The 18,201-nt window shown below is 49.1% G+C and carries 17 protein-coding genes and 1 tRNA gene; 5 read left to right on the top strand and 13 right to left on the bottom strand.

Annotated features, from left to right (window positions below):
* Positions 1-56: 56 nt before the first annotated feature.
* The 6 genes from rbfA to CDA54_RS16780 all read right to left on the bottom strand — a co-directional run bounded on the left by rbfA (position 57) and on the right by CDA54_RS16780 (position 6,019).
* Positions 57-470 carry a 30S ribosome-binding factor RbfA gene (gene rbfA, locus CDA54_RS16755; RefSeq protein ID WP_099036196.1) on the bottom strand — a complete coding sequence of 138 codons (414 nt, stop codon included), beginning with the start codon at positions 468-470 and terminating at the stop codon, positions 57-59.
* A gap of 84 nt (positions 471-554) precedes the next feature.
* Positions 555-3,176 carry a translation initiation factor IF-2 gene (gene infB, locus CDA54_RS16760; protein WP_099036197.1) on the bottom strand — a complete coding sequence of 874 codons (2,622 nt, stop codon included), beginning with the start codon at positions 3,174-3,176 and terminating at the stop codon, positions 555-557.
* 24 nt (positions 3,177-3,200) lie between these two features.
* The gene (gene nusA / locus CDA54_RS16765; RefSeq protein ID WP_099036198.1) at positions 3,201-4,694 is read right to left on the bottom strand and encodes a transcription termination factor NusA; all 1,494 of its coding nucleotides are present in this window, start codon (positions 4,692-4,694) and stop codon (positions 3,201-3,203) included.
* A 63-nt stretch (positions 4,695-4,757) separates the two neighbouring features.
* Complete coding sequence (gene rimP / locus CDA54_RS16770) at positions 4,758-5,216, bottom strand: ribosome maturation factor RimP (protein ID WP_099036199.1); 459 nt, start codon at positions 5,214-5,216, stop codon at positions 4,758-4,760.
* A 274-nt stretch (positions 5,217-5,490) separates the two neighbouring features.
* Positions 5,491-5,567, bottom strand: a tRNA-Met gene (locus CDA54_RS16775).
* 209 nt (positions 5,568-5,776) lie between these two features.
* Entirely contained in the window at positions 5,777-6,019 is a 243-nt protein-coding gene (locus CDA54_RS16780; RefSeq protein ID WP_099036200.1) for an alpha/beta fold hydrolase, read from the bottom strand.
* A gap of 185 nt (positions 6,020-6,204) precedes the next feature.
* On the opposite strand from CDA54_RS16780, the gene CDA54_RS16785 reads away from it, so the two are divergent.
* On the top strand, positions 6,205-6,393 hold the full coding sequence (locus CDA54_RS16785) for a hypothetical protein (RefSeq protein ID WP_099036201.1): 189 nt from the start codon (positions 6,205-6,207) through the stop codon (positions 6,391-6,393).
* On the opposite strand, the gene CDA54_RS16790 is transcribed toward CDA54_RS16785, so the two are convergent.
* Positions 6,390-7,580, bottom strand: a complete 1,191-nt coding sequence (locus CDA54_RS16790) for a cupin domain-containing protein (RefSeq protein WP_099036202.1) — start codon at positions 7,578-7,580, stop codon at positions 6,390-6,392. The two genes, CDA54_RS16785 and CDA54_RS16790, sit on opposite strands and share 4 nt — an antisense overlap.
* 72 nt (positions 7,581-7,652) lie before the next feature.
* Between CDA54_RS16790 and CDA54_RS16795 the strand changes: the two genes are divergently transcribed.
* Positions 7,653-8,048: a glutaredoxin family protein gene (locus tag CDA54_RS16795; RefSeq protein WP_099036203.1), complete on the top strand. Its 396-nt coding sequence runs from the start codon at positions 7,653-7,655 to the stop codon at positions 8,046-8,048.
* On the opposite strand, the gene CDA54_RS16800 is transcribed toward CDA54_RS16795, so the two are convergent.
* A complete protein-coding gene (locus tag CDA54_RS16800; RefSeq protein ID WP_099036204.1) occupies positions 8,049-8,609 on the bottom strand; it encodes a YqhA family protein in 561 nt (186 codons plus the stop codon).
* A 260-nt stretch (positions 8,610-8,869) separates the two neighbouring features.
* On the opposite strand from CDA54_RS16800, the gene CDA54_RS16805 reads away from it, so the two are divergent.
* Complete coding sequence (locus CDA54_RS16805; RefSeq protein ID WP_099036205.1) at positions 8,870-9,679, top strand: putative porin; 810 nt, start codon at positions 8,870-8,872, stop codon at positions 9,677-9,679.
* Positions 9,680-9,818: 139 nt separating this feature from the next.
* Here CDA54_RS16805 and CDA54_RS16810 read toward each other — a convergent pair whose 3' ends face one another.
* The 5 genes from CDA54_RS16810 to CDA54_RS16835 all read right to left on the bottom strand — a co-directional run bounded on the left by CDA54_RS16810 (position 9,819) and on the right by CDA54_RS16835 (position 14,867).
* Entirely contained in the window at positions 9,819-10,484 is a 666-nt protein-coding gene (locus CDA54_RS16810) for a DUF1707 SHOCT-like domain-containing protein (protein WP_099036206.1), read from the bottom strand.
* A gap of 227 nt (positions 10,485-10,711) precedes the next feature.
* Positions 10,712-11,209: a DsrE family protein gene (locus CDA54_RS16815; protein ID WP_099036250.1), complete on the bottom strand. Its 498-nt coding sequence runs from the start codon at positions 11,207-11,209 to the stop codon at positions 10,712-10,714.
* Between the two features lie 158 nt (positions 11,210-11,367).
* The gene (locus CDA54_RS16820; RefSeq protein ID WP_099036207.1) at positions 11,368-11,658 is read right to left on the bottom strand and encodes a helix-turn-helix domain-containing protein; all 291 of its coding nucleotides are present in this window, start codon (positions 11,656-11,658) and stop codon (positions 11,368-11,370) included.
* A 923-nt stretch (positions 11,659-12,581) separates the two neighbouring features.
* On the bottom strand, positions 12,582-13,787 hold the full coding sequence (locus tag CDA54_RS16830; protein ID WP_143452319.1) for a hypothetical protein: 1,206 nt from the start codon (positions 13,785-13,787) through the stop codon (positions 12,582-12,584).
* 165 nt (positions 13,788-13,952) lie between these two features.
* Positions 13,953-14,867, bottom strand: coding sequence for a pirin family protein (locus CDA54_RS16835; protein WP_099036210.1), 915 nt, complete (start codon positions 14,865-14,867; stop codon positions 13,953-13,955).
* Between the two features lie 54 nt (positions 14,868-14,921).
* On the opposite strand from CDA54_RS16835, the gene CDA54_RS16840 reads away from it, so the two are divergent.
* A complete protein-coding gene (locus tag CDA54_RS16840) occupies positions 14,922-16,583 on the top strand; it encodes a response regulator (protein WP_099036211.1) in 1,662 nt (553 codons plus the stop codon).
* A gap of 99 nt (positions 16,584-16,682) precedes the next feature.
* The gene (locus tag CDA54_RS16845; RefSeq protein WP_373286107.1) at positions 16,683-18,197 is read left to right on the top strand and encodes a SpoVR family protein; all 1,515 of its coding nucleotides are present in this window, start codon (positions 16,683-16,685) and stop codon (positions 18,195-18,197) included.
* Positions 18,198-18,201 lie beyond the last annotated feature (4 nt).

Genomic DNA, 18,201 nt, shown 5'->3' on the forward strand with positions numbered 1-18,201 from the left:
ACCAAAGCAGTTTAAAAAAGACTCAACCAACCCGTGATGGTCAAAAATCCAGCACTCTATTGCTGATCTTCTGTATCCGGATCACGGCCTGCCTTACGGGCCCGCTCCTTGTCTTTATTGACTGTTTCTGTCAACAGGGCAGACAATCTCACCCCTTCGGTAATCGACTTGTCCTGCAGGAATCGTAACGCAGGCACAGTACGCATACTCATCCTTTTAGCCAGCAAGGAGCGCACAAACCCTTTGTTGTCCTCAAGGATATCCAGTTGCAGCTTTATCTTTTCGTCGTCATCGGCATAGATGGTGACATAAATTTTTGCATAGGCCAGATCCCGGGATACTTCGACACCGGATACAGTAACCATGCCCAGACGGGGATCACGGTGCTTGAATTCGTGCTGCAAAATACTGGCGATTTCTTTGTGAATCTGCTGCCCGACACGGTCGGTACGGGAAAATTCTCTTGCCATGATGCTACTTCCGTTAATTTTGCCCTGTTCAAGACGACAACGGAGGCACAATGCCCCCGTTGTATCGTATCAGTGAGACGGAACTTAGAGTTCGCGTTTCACTTCCACTGTTTCGAAGACTTCTATCTGGTCGCCTTCTTTAACGTCATTATAGTTCTTCACGCCGATACCACATTCCATTCCATTACGAACTTCCTGCACATCGTCTTTGAAGCGACGCAGTGACTCCAGCTCACCTTCATAGATCACCACGTTGTCACGTAATACGCGGATAGGGGCGCTGCGTTTAACGATACCTTCTGTAACCATACAGCCGGCAATCGCACCAAGCTTGGGCGAACGGAATACGTCCCGTACTTCGGCCAGGCCAATAATTTCCTGCCTGAACTCCGGAGCCAGCATACCGGTCATGGCAGCCTTCACTTCATCAATCAACTGATAGATTACGCTGTAATAGCGCAGGTCGATTTCTTCCGTCTCTACCATCTTACGGGCAGACGCATCGGCCCGAACATTAAAGCCAACAATGATAGCACCCGACGCAGAGGCCAGGCTGGCATCCGTTTCGGTAATACCACCAACGCCACTGCCAACAATGTTCACTTTTACTTCATCGGTAGAAAGTTTGGTCAGTGAATCGGCTATCGCCTGAATGGAGCCCTGAACATCGGCTTTAAGCACAATGTTCAGCTCTGTCACATCACCGGATTCCATATCGGCAAACATGTTTTCCAGTTTCGACTTCTGCTGCTTAGCCAGTTTCAGGTCACGCTGTTTGGCGCGGCGGGTAGCTGCCACTTCACGAGCCTTACGTTCATCGGTTACGACTCTGGCGTCATCGCCTGCTGCGGGAACACCGGATAAACCGAGAATTTCCACAGGCGTTGAAGGACCGGCCACTTTAACTTCCTGAGCGTTCTCATCACGCATGGCTCGAACACGACCGTATTCAAAACCGCACAGTAAGATATCACCGGCTTTAAGTTCGCCTTCCTGTACCAGCACAGTGGCAACAGGGCCACGGCCTTTATCCAGACGCGACTCAATGACAATACCTTTTGCAGTGCCATTAGCCGGCGCTTTAAGATCCAACACTTCAGCCTGTAGTGAGATCGCTTCAAGCAAATCGTCTACGCCCATACCTGTCAGTGCAGATACCGGCACAAACTGGTGCTCACCACCCCACTCTTCGGAAATAACCTCGAGCTGAGACAGTTCGGTTTTTACCCGATCCGGATCCGCGCCTTCTTTGTCCATTTTGTTGACCGCAACAATAAGCGGTACCCCAGCAGCACGAGCATGCTGAACCGCTTCCTTGGTTTGCGGCATCACGCCATCGTCTGCGGCCACAACCAGTATGACGATATCAGTAGCCGTAGCACCACGAGCACGCATAGCTGTAAAAGCGGCGTGTCCGGGCGTATCCAGGAAGGTTATCTTGGAACCGTCCACATCGACACTGTATGCACCGATATGCTGAGTAATGCCCCCGGCTTCACCGGCGGCCACTTTGGCGCGACGGATATAATCCAGCAACGAGGTTTTACCATGGTCAACATGGCCCATAATGGTTACGACAGGGGCTCGCCCGACACGCTCTTCACTGGTTTTGTCTTCCAGCAATTGATCTTCAAGAGCATTGTCATTGACCAGTTCGTACTTCTGCCCTAATTCTTCGACCACCAACACCGCAGTGTCCTGATCCAGTACCTGATTAATAGTGACCATCTCACCCATTTTCATCATGGTTTTGATCACTTCCGTAGCCTTAATGGCCAACTTGTTGGCGAGTTCGCCAACGGTAATTGTTTCACCTAACTTAACCACACGCTCCACCGGCTGGGCAGGTTTGTTGAAACCATGCATCAAATCTGCACCAGCATTTTTTCTCTTTTTGGATTTACGACGGCGACCGCCGCGCTCGAATTGTATATCTTCTTCGTCTTCTGCTTCCTGAGCATAACGATTGGAATGCAAATGGACCTCTTCTGACTCCCGACGACGACGGCGCTCATCTTCTTCTTTCCAGCGACGCTCATTCTCTTCAGCCAGTTTACGGGCCTTATCAGCCGCCTTTTTGGCTTCTTTTTCAAGTTTACGGCGACTTTCTTCTTCCTGTTGCAGACGAATCTGTTCCGCTTCCTTACGGGCTTTCTCGCGTTCTTCACGCTCTTCATCTGTGAGGCTTTCTTCCTGAGCCCTGGCTTCCGCTTCACGTTTTTCACGCTCCGCTTTTTCCGCTTCGGCTCTGGCCTTGGCTTCAGCCTGTTTACGGGCTTGTTCCTCAGCCGCTTTCTTCGCGGCTTCATCGGCTTTTTTCTGCGCTTCCAGGCGTTCCTGTTCACGGGCCTTATCTTCTTCGGCCTTGAGTCGGGCTTCTTCTTCCGCCTGTTTCGCCAGTTCCACTTCGCTGCGTTTTACATAGGTGCGTTTTTTGCGCACTTCCACTTTAACAGCTTTGGATTTCCCCGATGAATTAACACTCAGGGTACTGGTAGTACGACGTTTGAGCGTCATACGTCTGGGCTCTAGTGACGCCTCACCACCATGCTGCTTGCTTAAATGCTCAAGCAGGATTCGTTTTTCATCTTCTGTGACTTGCTCTTCAGGACCTTTTTTGATCCCGGCGTCAGCAAATTGCTTAACCAGACGGTCAACCGATGTGCCAATATCACCGGCAAGCTTTTCTATGGATACATCTGCCATGTGTGGTTGTTCCTCCCGTTGACCTTATTCTTCATTAAACCAGACGATATTGCGCGCTGCCATAATCAGCTCAGCGGCTTTTTCTTCGCCCAGTTCTTCCAAATCGCATATTTCATCAACACCCTGCTCTGCCAGACCTTCGAGATCAGTAATGCCACGACTGGCCAGCAAAAACGCCACATGACGTTCCATACCAGGCAGGTTGAGTAACTCTTCCTTGGGCTCTGCATTTTCCAGTGATTCTTCATCGGCCAGGGCTTTGGTCGTCAGATAAGCCCGCGCACGTTCGCGCAGCTCTTCGACCATATCTTCATCCAGCCCTTCGATAGCCAGTAACTCGGAAACCGGCACATAGGCCACTTCTTCAAGTGTGGTAAAGCCTTCATCAACCAGCACAGATGCAAAGTCTTCGTCGATATCCAGACCGTCTATAAAGCCTTGCAGCACTTTAGAATTCTCTTCTTCGTGCTTGGCATTCATATCGTTGACGGTCATAACATTCAGCTCCCAGCCGCTAAGCTGGCTGGCCAAACGTACATTCTGACCGTTGCGGCCAATCGCCTGAGCCAGATTATCGGGCTCAACGGCAACATCCATTGTGCGGTTATCTTCATCCACAACAATGGCAGCAACTTCAGCCGGTGCCATAGCGTTAATCACAAACTGAGCTGGATTCTCGTCCCACAGTACGATGTCTACACGCTCACCGCCGAGTTCGCCGGATACAGCCTGTACACGGGAACCGCGCATGCCTACACAGGCACCCACAGGATCAAGACGTTTGTCATTGGTCTTCACCGCAATTTTTGCACGGGAACCCGGATCACGGGCCGCAGCGCGAATTTCCAGCACTTCCTCTGCCACTTCCGGTACTTCAATACGGAACAACTCAACCAGCATATCGGGATGAGTACGGCTGATAAACAACTGAGCGCCGCGGGCCTCTGGCTTGATAGCGTATAACAGGCCACGCACACGATCACCGGCACGGAAGGTTTCTCTGGGCAACATGTCGTCGCGATAGATAACGCCTTCAGCATTATTCCCCAAATCCACAATAATATTGTCGCGGTTAACTTTTTTAACCGTACCTGTTACCAATTCACCTACGCGGTCTTCGTATTCTTCCATCATCTGAGCCCGCTCGGCTTCACGTACTTTCTGTACGATAACCTGCTTGGCGGTCTGCGTGGTGATACGGTCGAATACAATAGAATCAATCTGCTCTTCTACGTATTCGTCTATTTCAATTTCCGGCTCTTCGACCTGGGCAGCAGACAGAGTCAGCTCGGCATAGGGATTTTCCTGAGGTTGATCATCAGGAATCACTTTCCAGCGGCGGTAAGTATCAAAATCACCGGTTTCGCGGTCAATCGAAACCCGAACTTCAATATCACCATGATTTTTCTTCTTGGTGGCACTGGCAATCGCAAACTCCAGCGCCTCGAAAATCTTTTCCCGAGGAACCTGTTTCTCATTGGATACGGCTTCAGCCACTAATAGAATTTCTTTATTCATCGCCCCATTGCCTCACTAATACTTCCTATCCGAGTCGTTACCGGCTTTACCGGACGCCTGTTCTTAATCAAATGACGGAACCAGATTGCCTTTTTCAATATTAGCAATCGCTAACTGAAAGGCTTCACCATCTACTTCCAGACTCAAGGTACCGTTCTCGCAGCTTGTTACTTTGCCCTTGAAATTCCGCCTGTTATCCATCGGCATACGCAAACGCACAGATACCACTTCACCGATCACCTGGGCATAATGCGCCTCTTTAAACAGTGGCCTGTCCATGCCCGGCGAGGACACTTCGAGGTTATATTCTGTGCTGATGGGATCTTCCACATCCAGCACCGCACTGATCTGATGGCTGACATCGGCACAATGATCAACGTTGATACCATCAGGATGATCAATATACACACGCAGTGTCGAGTGCTTTCCGGCTCGTACAAATTCGATACCCAGCAATTCAAAACCCAGCGCTTCGACTGCGGGGGTCAGCATTTCTGTCAGCGTTTGTTCCAGCTTTGCCAAAACCTGAGCTCCAAAAACAAAAAAAGGGCTTAACGCCCAGACACTTGGTGGAGAATATTCTCCTGAAAATGTAAGTATCTTTTCTACCGTTGCCTAGCTTACTCAACAATTTGGCTTGCTACCAGAGTGTTTTTCAACCACCGTCGATGAAAAAATATCAGGTTTCGTAGACGAAACTTACAAAAAAGCCCCGTTCTAGCGGGGCTTTTAGTGTCTGGACCCTTGTCCACTTATATCTTACGACAACTGGCCAATAAGGCCAACATATCAAAAGTGGTTGCGGGAGCCGGATTTGAACCGACGACCTTTGGGTTATGAGCCCAACGAGCTACCAGACTGCTCCATCCCGCGTTAGAAATCGTTTCTTTTTGGCTTTGGTTTTCGCCGCCGCCTCAAGATGGTGCGTATTATACATAGCCCCTAACTTCACGCAAGCCATATAGTAAAATATTAGCCAATAGCCACACTGTTTGCTCAATTATCCGGCAAAGCGAAGGTTAATCCACCAAAACCAGAGGATTGGCAGTTTTTCCGGGCGTTTTCTGGCGCAGTGGCATGCATTAAATCCCAGCAATCAATTGTTGAAGACGGGCCCGGTTTTCTGTTTCTGACGCATCATGAGCAGCCACAGGAGAAACATATAGCCTGGCACCGGGTAACGCCGTTGCTACCTGCCAGGCAAAAGCCATGGGGCAAATAGTATCGTACTGACCCTGAACTATTTGTACCGGCAACCTGCCCAGCTTGTGCAGGCTTTTAATGATGTAGTTATCAGGCCCGAAAAAACCACCGTGCAGGAACAATACCGGCGTGGCTGAACTCTGAGGGCCTGTTAGCCTGTAATAAAGCTGATGCCCCTGCTGGATATCAAGATAAGCCCTTCACCGCTCCTTTTGCGTATTCTGATACTGTGTTCACAGTATAGACATGTCAGAATACTCAGAAGACCTATACTTTAATCAGGCATTACCAGTTAAAGGGGTAAATCATGAAACAGGATTCCGGCACTTCGAAACAAGACCCGCACACGGGAAAAGAGCATAGGCGTTCAGAAAAACTGTCTCACCATGATGCCGAAGTGGCCAGCCCGGAAGAGGGCTCATTGTGTGGTGAAGAAGATCCCGGATCGGCGCTGGAATCTCTTATTGACGATGAGAAAGACAAAAACAGCCGTTAATCTTCTGATAATGACCAAAGCCCGGTGTTCAGTAGCTTACGGACCAGCTCCGCCAGCAATTTAAAGGTTTCTGCATCTGCATCACCGCTATAGTACCAATAAGGTTGCTGCAGCAGTGGCTCCAGATAGGGTGTCAGACATTGCTCGAAGGGAATGTGCAGCTCTCCCAGATAGAGAATATTTACCGGCTGGCGTGACGCCTGTTCCAGCCACACACCTTTACAATCCAGTGAGCGTATTACCGGCTGCCCGCTTTGCAGATATTCTGCCACCTCCCCGGTGCTGAATGAAACGGCCCCTTGCCCGTATTGTTCACCCGCACTGAGGAAACTGCCAAGCCAGTGTTCAAAGCCCTTATCCTCAAACGTTTGTTGCATCAGTGTTCTGAGTGCCTGGATTTCACCACGGCTGACTTCACGGCTGTATGTGCGCCGTGTCAGGCCCGGGTCCTGATACCGCTGTTGGAAACCGCCTGAATCAATCACGAAATCGGCAAATGATGATAACAGCGCCTGTTGATCGGGTGCCCGCAAGCCCACCGAATAATTAAGGCAATCTTCCAGCGATTCACCACAATGGGCAAAGCCTGGCGGAATATAGAGCACATCACCACATTCGAGCACCGCATCAATGATGGGTTCAAAGGGTGCAACCTGACTCAGTAATGGATGCGGGCGCATTTCTTGTGTATCCCCGGCTCCGCCAACCTGCCAGCGACGCCGCCCTTTTCCCTGGATGATGAACACATCATATTGATCCACATGGTGGCCAACACCACCACCCGGCACCGAAAAGCTCACCATCAGATCATCGATTCTCCAGGCAGGAATAAAATCAAAAGCATTTATCAGCTCGGTGCCTGCATCAAGGTAGCCCTCTACGCCCTGAACCAGAAGACTCCATTGCCCCCGACAATATTGCTCAAAATCCTCATCGGCAAACGGCCCCTGATAAACCTGCCACTGCTGTTTTTCTCTGGTGACGATACGGGCATCAATCTCATGTTCCTGAGCCAGACCAGCCAGGTCATCTTCATCCAGTAAATCCTGAAAATCGCTAAAGCCACCTCTTATCAGCAGTGGCTGCTTTTGCCAGTATTGTTGTAAAAATTGTCCGGCATCAGCCAGATTCAGCTTAAACATCGTGTTTGTCATATCCTCACGTTTCAGAGCGCGGCGTCGTAGCATCACTTTTCTGCCTGAGACTAAAAATGCTACTATCGCCGCCCTTATTATCTACGACTCTAAAGGCCAGTAAGCATGATTGTCCGTTATTTTTTCCGCGCTGTCAGATTGATCCTCACCCCGTTTATGTTAATCAGTGAAAAACTGACGACGCCCAAAGCCATTATTCGCAATCATGAACAACAGCAGGAAGCGGAACGCGCATCTGCCAAACTCGCCCTCTATCAATATCGGGCGTGCCCTTTTTGTATCAAGGTGCGCAAAGAAATGGCACGGCTGGGTTTACCCGTGGAGAAACGTGACGCCCTGAAAAACCCTATTTTCCGCCAGGAACTTGAACAACAGGGTGGAAAAATCAAAGTCCCCTGTCTGCGTATTGATCAGGAAAACGGCCAGTATCTCTGGCTGTATGAATCTGACCAGATTAAGGCCTGGCTGCAACAGCGCTTTGAACCTGGAGCAACCAGCTAGTCACTCTTTACCCGTTTTATAGGCCAGGCTCATCAGATACAGGGCTGCCGCCAGTGCCAGGGCCGACAGAGCCAGATAGATGGCATCCAGCGGGGTGTTGAAATGGATATCGACAACCGCTCTGAAGAACTCGATGATCACCGCCAGTATCACTACCCTGACGATTTTATCTTTGAGCTGATCGAAAGATTTAACGTTAAAGGGGTGGGACGGGCCTTCACTTTCTGAAGCCTCGATTTGCGAGACAAATAACCGGTATACCCCCAGACCAAAAATCATCAACACAATGGCTATCAGGTAAATATCGATGGCAATAATAATATCGGTGACCACAGAGTCATGGATATTGATATCACTACCCAGAGTGTAATAGCTTATGGTCTGCCAGAGGATTTGAAAGATATCCACAGTACCTATCACAAACAGTACCACTGCCCCCAGCAAGCTGGGTATAACCGCCAACAGCACCAGAAAACGGGAACGCCACAAAAGCCCTTCAAGACGTTGTTCCCATTTACTTACTTCTGTGGGCTTTGCAGTAGTATTTGCTGTATCAGACATAAGCCTATTCGTTTAACTAATGACATGCCAGACAGGATAACGAACTCAGTATCGTTCAACCAGATAATTCAACTGCCACAATCAATATGTAAATATCCCTCGTTTAACATCACTCAATAACAACATTCATTACAGTTTTATTACAACACTGTTGCAAAATACATCGGTTGATACGATTACCCCCGGAATTGGCTATGCAAAGGCCCTGAGGCTATATAGCATACGCGCCGCAAATTAGTGCAATCAGATAAAGGAACATCATGAAAAAAATTAATATCGTACTCGCCTCCATTGTTTTTCCCTCCGTTGCTTTAGCGCAGGATTATCAGTTATTTAGTGAACTGGGATATGAGCGCCTGGACCTGGACGCCGACTATGCAGATACCGATATTTTTTCAGCAAGTGGCAAATACTATTTCAGAAAGAAACAAGCGCTTGGGCCCTGGGCAGAATTTGATTTCCTTAATACAAAAAGCAATGTTTCTGCTTATTACATAAACCAAGAGGGTGATGTTGATGCCATTAAAATAGCAGGCGAAGCGTTTATTGGTAATATCCTGGTAGGTGCCGGCTACAAACGTAGTGACACTGGCACATCAAGTTACAATTCCAGCAGCGCCACTTTAGGCTATCTTATTCAACCTAATCTGCTGATAAAAGCCGACTATCAGGATCACCCTCACGGCGGTGATGCGGTGTTCAGTGCCCGCTATACTCATAGCCTTGCCGGCAAGGATTATATTGGTTTTGATCTGGCCGTAGACGATGATTTTGATTACTGGAGTGGCTCAAGTAAATACTTCCGCGCCCTTGGTCAGAACCGCTATCTGGCGGCTGAATTCAATATCAATGATAACGATGGTACGACCACCTGGGGACTGGCCGGCGATTATTATTTCAGCCAGGCAACTTCCGTGGGACTTGGCTATCAGGATCTTGATCAGGATGACAGTGTCAGTGTTCGGGCCCGTCACTACTTCACTCAGAACTGGGCACTATCAGCCAGCTACAGTTCTATAGATGAAAATGATATCGATATTTATCAGATTGCTCTGATTGGCCAATTCTGATTATCCCCGGTAGGTAAGGCGCACACCTTACCTGTTTTAATCAAAAAGGGGTCGTAGTTAAATACGTTACAACAGAGTCCGTTTGTCAGACTTGTAAAGATAAATAACTACGACCCCTTTTTATTCTTTTTATTGTGGTTTACTTATCCGTACCAAACAGGCCCCGGAACTGATTAGCAAACGCCACAAACTTTTCTTTAACGGTACGTTTAAGGCTGACTTCCAGCGAACCCAACACCGAATAGCCTTCGATGACGATTTTAGGTGCCTGGCGCCCGCCCATCGACGGTGCCCGGTTCTCTGCACTGCCGATAATATTGAACATATTGGACACTACATTCACCTCTTCTGGCACCAGAATATTCAGACTGCCGACCCAGTTATTAACCCGGATAACAATATGCTGATGCTGAAAAATGGCTTCAGAGAAATCCAGCTCCACGGAGCCCAGCACATTGATCACCCTGATCTCAGCGGGCACCAGCCACTGGCCGCTGTGCTGATTGGATGACAACACGCTGATAATGTTTTCGTTCTGTTTATCTTCCCCCGCCTGGTATTGCGGAGAAAAGCTGCGCTCGCGCTGCTGCTGATACTGGCTATCGGGCTGCAGGGTCAGATCGGCCACCACATCCACCAGCTCCTGATGTGACTTCGCCTCTGTGGCCACATCCAGACGCCTTTCAAAGGCCTCGGCAGACAAAATGCCGTGGCTGTAATTCATGATCAATTGATCTATTGCCTGCTCTTTCACCTGCTCAAAGGGGCGGTCTTCAAGTTTTACACCGCTGGTATCAATGGCCATGTTGGAACTCCTGTAAAGATTATTTTTATCGTTATTGTTGATCAGATAGTTATTCTATTGGCATAAGCAGATATTGAGCCAATTATTTTATATTTATATTTCAATAACTTGAAAAAAAAGATACTTACTCTGATAAACCAAACAGCCTAACTATTGGTCAGAATGCCTAAACGTTTACGCTGGATTAACAGGTAAGTTCTCTGGCGCCCGGTACAGCAATATCATTATTAAAACGGATTCAGTGTATAGCCTTGCCGTTGCAACAAGGCATGCTGTGTCATGGCCGACAGACTGATTTGCACGCCATCAATTAACTTATCCTTGGTAACGCCGTAATGAACCGCCGACTGACCACACACATACACCTGCGTGTTGTTTTTCAGCAGCGCTTTTACCAGCGCTGCATTTTTATTCTCGGTGTTAAATTCATCCTTATAATACTTATTCGCGAGCAGGTCTTTGCTTGCCCCACCATGCACCACCAGCGCCAGCCTTATGTTCTTTATAGGCACGCCATTGCGCAAATGCATATTGATAAAACGGGCGAGCGAGTTTATCTGTCCGCTGAGCTTGCCCGGCTCAGCCTGCTTTGCCACATCAAAGGCTATTTTAAAAACCGTATCAACCGGTATGGGTAACGCCTCTTCTACCAAATAGTTGCCGCCATGCTCTGGTAGCTGCGCATACTCGGGGCCAGTGGCGTTGGCCGGGAAAGAAAGAAACATCAACAAAACAATAATGACGATAAAAGCTGGCATCGTTTGTCCTCTTTAAGAGCCGGTTCAAAGGTGTAACACGTTCCCGGAATCAGAACTGAAGAAAAGCATTTGCGCTCAGAACAAATTCCCTGAATCAATTACTGAAGGTGTAGTAGCCTTTTTGATCAACGATTCAGTGCTTCCAGCGTGTGCCTGGGATCAGCGTCCAGTATTTTAAGCAGAGCACGGGCAGGCCCTGTAGGATGGCGCCGTCCTTGCTCCCAGTTCTCCAGGGTGCGTTTGCTCACCCCTAACACATTAGCGAATCGCTCCTGAGTCAGCCCGGTCTTGGCACGGATGACCTTCACTTCTGGCTCGGCAAACTCGATCACCCGGCCAGCTTTGGCCTTTCCCTGGATGATTTCATCCGCTTGCCGGACGCTTTCCAGCAGGGCGTTAAACTGTTCGTCATTCATTTCGACCACCTTTGGACTATCTGCCTGAGCACCTTGGTTTGCGCATCAGTTAAATTTTCTTGCTCACTCTTAGGGTACGCCAGTGGCGTATAAAGTCGATAAATTAAACATTGCTACGACGTCAGGCAGTTAAAAATTAGCGTATAACCAACACTATTCCCCAATGCATTGCCAAATGCATCTGACCTATTTCACCAGGTTCTGGATCCATTTGGGATCGTCGGTGGATTTGCCGTATATGTCGATGTTGTGGATCCAAATATCCTCTTCCGTGCCGGGGATACCCCGATCCTTTAAGTGCTGGTAAAAATCCTTATAGCCTTCAATGCGCTGATACACCATCCAGCCGGTGTCATCACCAAAGTCGATAACAAAACCGGGGCGTTTTTCCTTAGTATCGAAGGGGTCAACCAGATGCACCTGCTTAATGTCGGACCAGGGGCGTATGACCGACTGGCCGTTCTGCTCCATGGTGATACCTCTATCATCCACCTTAAAGGCTGGCTGGTTGTTTTCCTTCTTCAGTCGGGACCACCAGTAGATATTAATGTACAAGTATGTCCCGANGTCGATAACAAAACCGGGGCGTTTTTCCTTAGTATCGAAGGGGTCAACCAGATGCACCTGCTTAATGTCGGACCAGGGGCGTATGACCGACTGGCCGTTCTGCTCCATGGTGATACCTCTATCATCCACCTTAAAGGCTGGCTGGTTGTTTTCCTTCTTCAGTCGGGACCACCAGTAGATATTAATGTACAAGTATGTCCCGATGAAGATTGCGATCCACCAATAAGGAAACCCTCTATAGATTCCTCCTAAAATGACTAAAAGATACAGAACATGAATCCCAACTATGTGAGCATAATGTTTGCGTACCTCTATAGGAGGGCATTGAAAGTACGTTTCATTTTCCATACTACCCCCTATCGGCCCTGATTATGCTGTCTGGCACGCTGTAAAAAGGCATCCAGTTCGGCATCACTAATCGTTGGCTGAGGCTGCTGATTAAGCTGTTTCAGAAACCACTCATCCTGGGTGTAGTTAATCAGCACCTCGGTACCTTCCACCGACAGGTTACCCAGAGTATTAATGCCTATATCCCGCACACCACGGTAGCTGCTGTCGATTGTGCGGTTGACACCCTGAGGCAGCCAGTTGCTGATTGTGGCCGGGAACTTATCGCTGAGACCGGCGCCAAAACGGCTGGTAATCATACCGCCCGCACCATAACCCAGAGCACCAAAAGTCGGTGCTAGTAATAATCTTTCCCCATTTATCTCCCCGTTAGCTAGCTGAGATAAACCTTCACCGACAAGGGCACCGGCAGCAGCCCCTTTAGTACCACCGATATATCCACCATACCCACCACCCACAAAGCCCGTATTAAAGGCTTGCATATAGTCATTGGCGGAGGCGTGGTCATTGGTGGCCCAGGTGGCGGTGGTATTGGCCAGACCGCCTATCAGGCCACCGGTCAGTACTCTAGTACCGGCCAAGCCTCCGACCGGCAACAGGGCTGTGGCCATAATATTAAAGGCGGTGCTGGTCAGTTCATCCCGCGTGGCGAAATACTGGCCCTGGGCGAACGACGCTCTTGTGGCTTCGTCATTCAAATCAACCCGAAAACCTTCAATGCTGGCATTTCTCAGCGCTGCACCCTGGTTATAGCTGTGCATGCCGCGAATGGCACCTTGCACAAAGGTGTCCTGAATCGCCATGCCTGCTTCATAGCGGTCAAACAGGTATTGGTTGCGCATGGTTACAGCCTGATCGTTGAGCTGATTGCGCTGGTTTACCGCCTGAGTGACTCTGGCGATTTCTGAAGCACTGGTGGAAGCCGGATTGATATTCAGAATTGGCGACTCGGGCAGAGTTGCTCTGCCGGCAGCGTCTGCTGTAACCGATTCTGTTATATTTCTGACCGTTTCTTCAGTGGTGAGATTCAGGGCACCGTTAAGACGCTTAGACAGTTCCTGCTGGTGCAGATTGATGCCTACATCTGTTCGGGTTTGACCGACTAGTCGTTCCACCAAATCTCCTGTACCCGTATTTACCGATGGGACGGTGTCATTGAGGATATCACCATACTCTTTGACTCTGCTTTCGTTGGCCTGCTTTTGTGCTCTCACAACAGAGTTCCCCAACGCATTGCCAATTGCATCGTCGTACTGATACCCGCCGGCTGGGACTGGGTGGATTTTTCTTTTTATTTCATGCGGTTGCAACTGAAAACCCTGTTTTTGTTAAAGGCGGGATTAGCACCATCATAACCCTAAAGCCGCAATATTTAACACTCAGGGCAATGGAATATATTCCTTATCATCGCCGGGCACCGGGGTAAAACGCTGTTCTTTCCAGTCGGCCATAGCCTGTTCGACCCGCTCTTTGCGACTGGAAATAAAGTTCCAGTGCATATAGCGCTCTCCCAATGGCTCACCACCAATCACAGCAATACGGCTTTTCTTATCGGCGTGGATGGTCACACTGGTATCGGCTTTAAGCTGTGCCAAAGCATGCTCCTGCACTGTGGTGTGCTGAATGCGCACCTGGCCCTCGGCCACATACAGTGCCGATTCCTGTGCTTCCGGCAGGATCAGGCTCTGCCCCTGCTCTAAAAAGGCTTCCAGGTACAGGGTATTGCAGAAGGTTTTTACCGGGGAAGTCAGGCCCCATGCGCTGCCCATCATCACCCTGACCGGCACTTCCCGGATCTCGGCTGATGGAATATCCTCAATCGGATAGTGGTAAAAAGCCGGCGCAGTCTCTTCCTCTTCTTCAGGTAAGGCATGCCAAAGCTGCAGTCCATGTAGTCTGTGTTGCTGCTCTCTGACCTGCGGTCGCTCGCGCTCTGAATGCACAATACCAGAGCCCGCCACCATCAGATTGATGTCGCCGGGTTTGATCGCCTGGGTATTGCCTAACGAATCACGATGCAGGATCTCGCCCTCGAACAGATATGTGACGGTGGCCAGATTAATATGCGGATGGGGGCGCACATCCAGCCCTTTACCCGGTTCAAATTCCGCCGGCCCCATATGATCGAAGAACACCCAGGGCCCGACACTGCGCAGCTGTGCTACCGGCAAGCAACGGTGCACATTGAAACCTCCGATATCCTTCTCTTTGCCCTGAATAATCTGCTCTACGCCCTGACAGGGTGACTTCTGTGTTTTACAGTCGATGTCTTTCTGTGCCAATAAATCACTCATAGGTTTGCCTTATGCTGTTTGATTTGCCATATCTATGGTCGCGGATCACCAAGTGTGTCATTCCAGCTTAGCAAAACAAATATCCATTATCTGATTGCCTGGTGGCTGATAAGCTTGTATCAACTCAAATCGTTTTCAATAGCAATGGCATCTATCAAAATTACACAGCTCAATGTTCTGCTGGTAGAACACCATAAACCCAGCAAAGACGAGCTGAAAAAGCAATTGATTGCACTGGGCGTCGAACAGGTCTTTAGCGTGAGTAACGGTTCAGATTTACTCGCTCAGGTTAACGATCTGCGGGCGGATCTGATTATTTTTGGTTTTGATCTTGGTGATGCATTGCGGGGAACTGATTTACTGCGTTATATGATCCGAAGTCGCCTTCTGCCCACCTGGATCCCGGTGGCCTTTATCACCGAAAAACCGGAACAGGTACTGGCCGACCTCCCTTTTCGTATTCTGCCGACCCCGGTGTTGGAAAAGCCGGTGGCAAATCAAAAGCTGCACACTTTGTTAAAGCAAAGCTTGCTGTTAATCAACACCACCCGACCGTTACTCAAAGGAGCATATGGTGAGCAATGCCTGTTACCGGGCAGCGCGATACTGGAAACCTCTGTCGAAGCCTTACCCGCAGCGTTACAGGATGTAATACTGACCCTGAAAATTATGAACCTGATGCACAATAATCAGGCAGAAAAAGCCCGCACGCTTGCACTGCAAATCAACAGTGAACAACGGCGTTTTGAATGGTTGCTGAATCTGGTATATGCCCTGGGTGATACTGACCAGTTGTTGAAATTGCAGCAACAGCTTCAACAGGCCAGTCTTCTGCCCCGTAAGCGTGTGTTGTATCAGATGCGACTCTTGCAACAACGCCAGCAATACAAGGGCATGCTGGCATTATGTGACTCTATGGATGACAACAGACATAGCCCCCATGAAATCAGCCTTAAAGCCGTCTTGTTGTATAAAGTACAGGGGTATACTGCGGCGGATACGTATCTGGATAGTAAATCGCCGAGCCGGCAAGATCCTTACGCCAGTAACGTATTAATTCTCTGGCGCATTACTCTGGCTTTATTGCAATCGCTGAATCACCCTGAAGTCAGCGCACTGAAATCTGGCCTGCTGCACTTTTCGGAGCAATTACAATGGCACAAGGGCGCCGTTGATTTTACCCGGTTTGCTGATTTCACTCAGTTGGCCCTCAAAGCCATGGACAACAAACCGGAGGTAAAAGATGCCCTGACTCACTTACAGCAAAATTCCCGGGAATTTGATGTATTTCAGAGTTTACTGCTGGCTTATCTGGCCATAAAAATGGCACACCCATCGGCCAGTCTCTGGCTGTTTAGCGCGGACAATAAACTGGCGCAAATGTACGTGTCTGCTGAACGGCTCTCTGCGGGTACCGCGCATAGTTTGCTGTTTGAGCATATCTATCCTCAACAGGCAGCCAAAAGCGCTGTATACAACCACTGGGGGCGGAAATATGTAGAGCTTAAGCAGCATTACAGAGCGCTGAATATGTTTTATAAGGCCTGGCGATGCAGTCCGGATACGCCCAGATACCCCTTAAATCTGCTGCACAGTATGCAGGGGCTGGAGCTGAACCAGTTCTGGGATTGTGACAAACCACTATTACTGCAACATATTCGCTCACTGCCTCTGACGGATAAAGAGCGTATCAGCCTCAACAAATTATCTGTCTGACGAGCGTAGCGCTGTATCAGCTGAACTATACTCAGGCAGAGGGCGTAAAACGTAACGCTCGCCTGGCACAATTGGCAACTTCAAATACAGGTGGTAATGATGCAAGCCAAACGCATATCCAAAGCACTTTCTGACGGCCCGGACTGGAACTTTTCTCTGCTGGATGAGTATCTGGCGGAGATTACCCGTGTGGCGGAATTCTACCGGCTGGATACTTACCCGAATCAGATAGAAGTGATTACTGCCGAACAAATGATGGATGCCTACGCCAGTATCGGTATGCCGATCAATTATACACACTGGTCTTATGGCAAAAAGTTTATCCAGACTGAGCAGGGCTATAAACGCGGGCAAATGGGGCTGGCCTATGAAATTGTGATCAACTCCGACCCATGCATTGCCTACCTTATGGAAGAAAACACCATCACTATGCAGGCTCTGGTAATGGCACATGCGAGCTTCGGACATAATTCCTTTTTTAAGAGCAATTACCTGTTCCAGACCTGGACCGACGCAAGTTCGATCATTGATTATCTGGTATTTGCTAAAAACTACATTGCCCGGTGTGAAGAAAAACAGGGGATCAGTGAGGTGGAAACCTTTCTGGATTCGTGCCATGCGCTGGCCAATTTCGGGGTAGATCGCTATAAACGGCCGCAAAAACTCTCGCTGCGAGAAGAAAAAGCGCGCCAGAAGAGCCGCGAACACTACCTGCAATCACAGGTTAACGAGCTATGGCGAACCCTGCCAGAGAAAAAAGCGCTGGAGAACGATGAAAAACGGCAGCGTTTTCCTCAGGAACCGCAAGAGAACCTGCTCTATTTTATCGAGAAAAATGCGCCACTGCTGGAACCCTGGCAGCGCGAACTGGTGCGTATCGTGCGCAAAATAGCGCAGTATTTTTACCCTCAGAAACAAACTCAGGTGATGAATGAAGGCTGGGCCTGCTTCTGGCACTACCATATTCTTAACCACTTGTATGATGAGGGGAAAGTAACAGACCGGTTTATGCTGGAGTTTCTGCACAACCACACCAATGTGGTGGCACAACCAGATTATAACAGCCCTTATTATTCCGGGATAAACCCCTATGCGCTGGGTTTTAACATGTTTATGGATATTAAGCGTATCTGCGAAACCCCGACTGCCGAAGACAAGCGCTGGTTTCCGGACATAGCGGGTTCAGACTGGCAAACCACCCTTGACTTTGCCATGCGTAACTTCAAGGATGAGAGTTTTGTCAGTCAGTTTCTGTCTCCCAAGCTGATGCGGGATTTCCGTCTTTTCGCTATTCATGATGATGATCAGGACAGCCATCTGGAAGTCACTGCCATTCACAATGAAGGTGGCTATCAGGCACTCAGGGAAAAACTTTCTGCGCAGTATAACCTGAGCAATATTGAACCTAACATCCAGATCTACAATGTGGATGTTCGCGGCGATCGTTCACTGACACTGCGCTATGTCCCCCACAACCGGATTCCCCTGGCTAAGAGTAGCGAAGATGTGCTTAAACACCTGTATCGGCTCTGGGGCTTCGACGTCAGACTGGAAATGCAGGACCACTACGGTAACGTCGAAATGATTTGCCGGTGCCCGGAAACCACAACCTGATTGT

It is taken from the genome of Lacimicrobium alkaliphilum, from assembly GCF_002591895.1.
Classification (GTDB): Bacteria; Pseudomonadota; Gammaproteobacteria; order Enterobacterales; family Alteromonadaceae; genus Lacimicrobium; species Lacimicrobium alkaliphilum.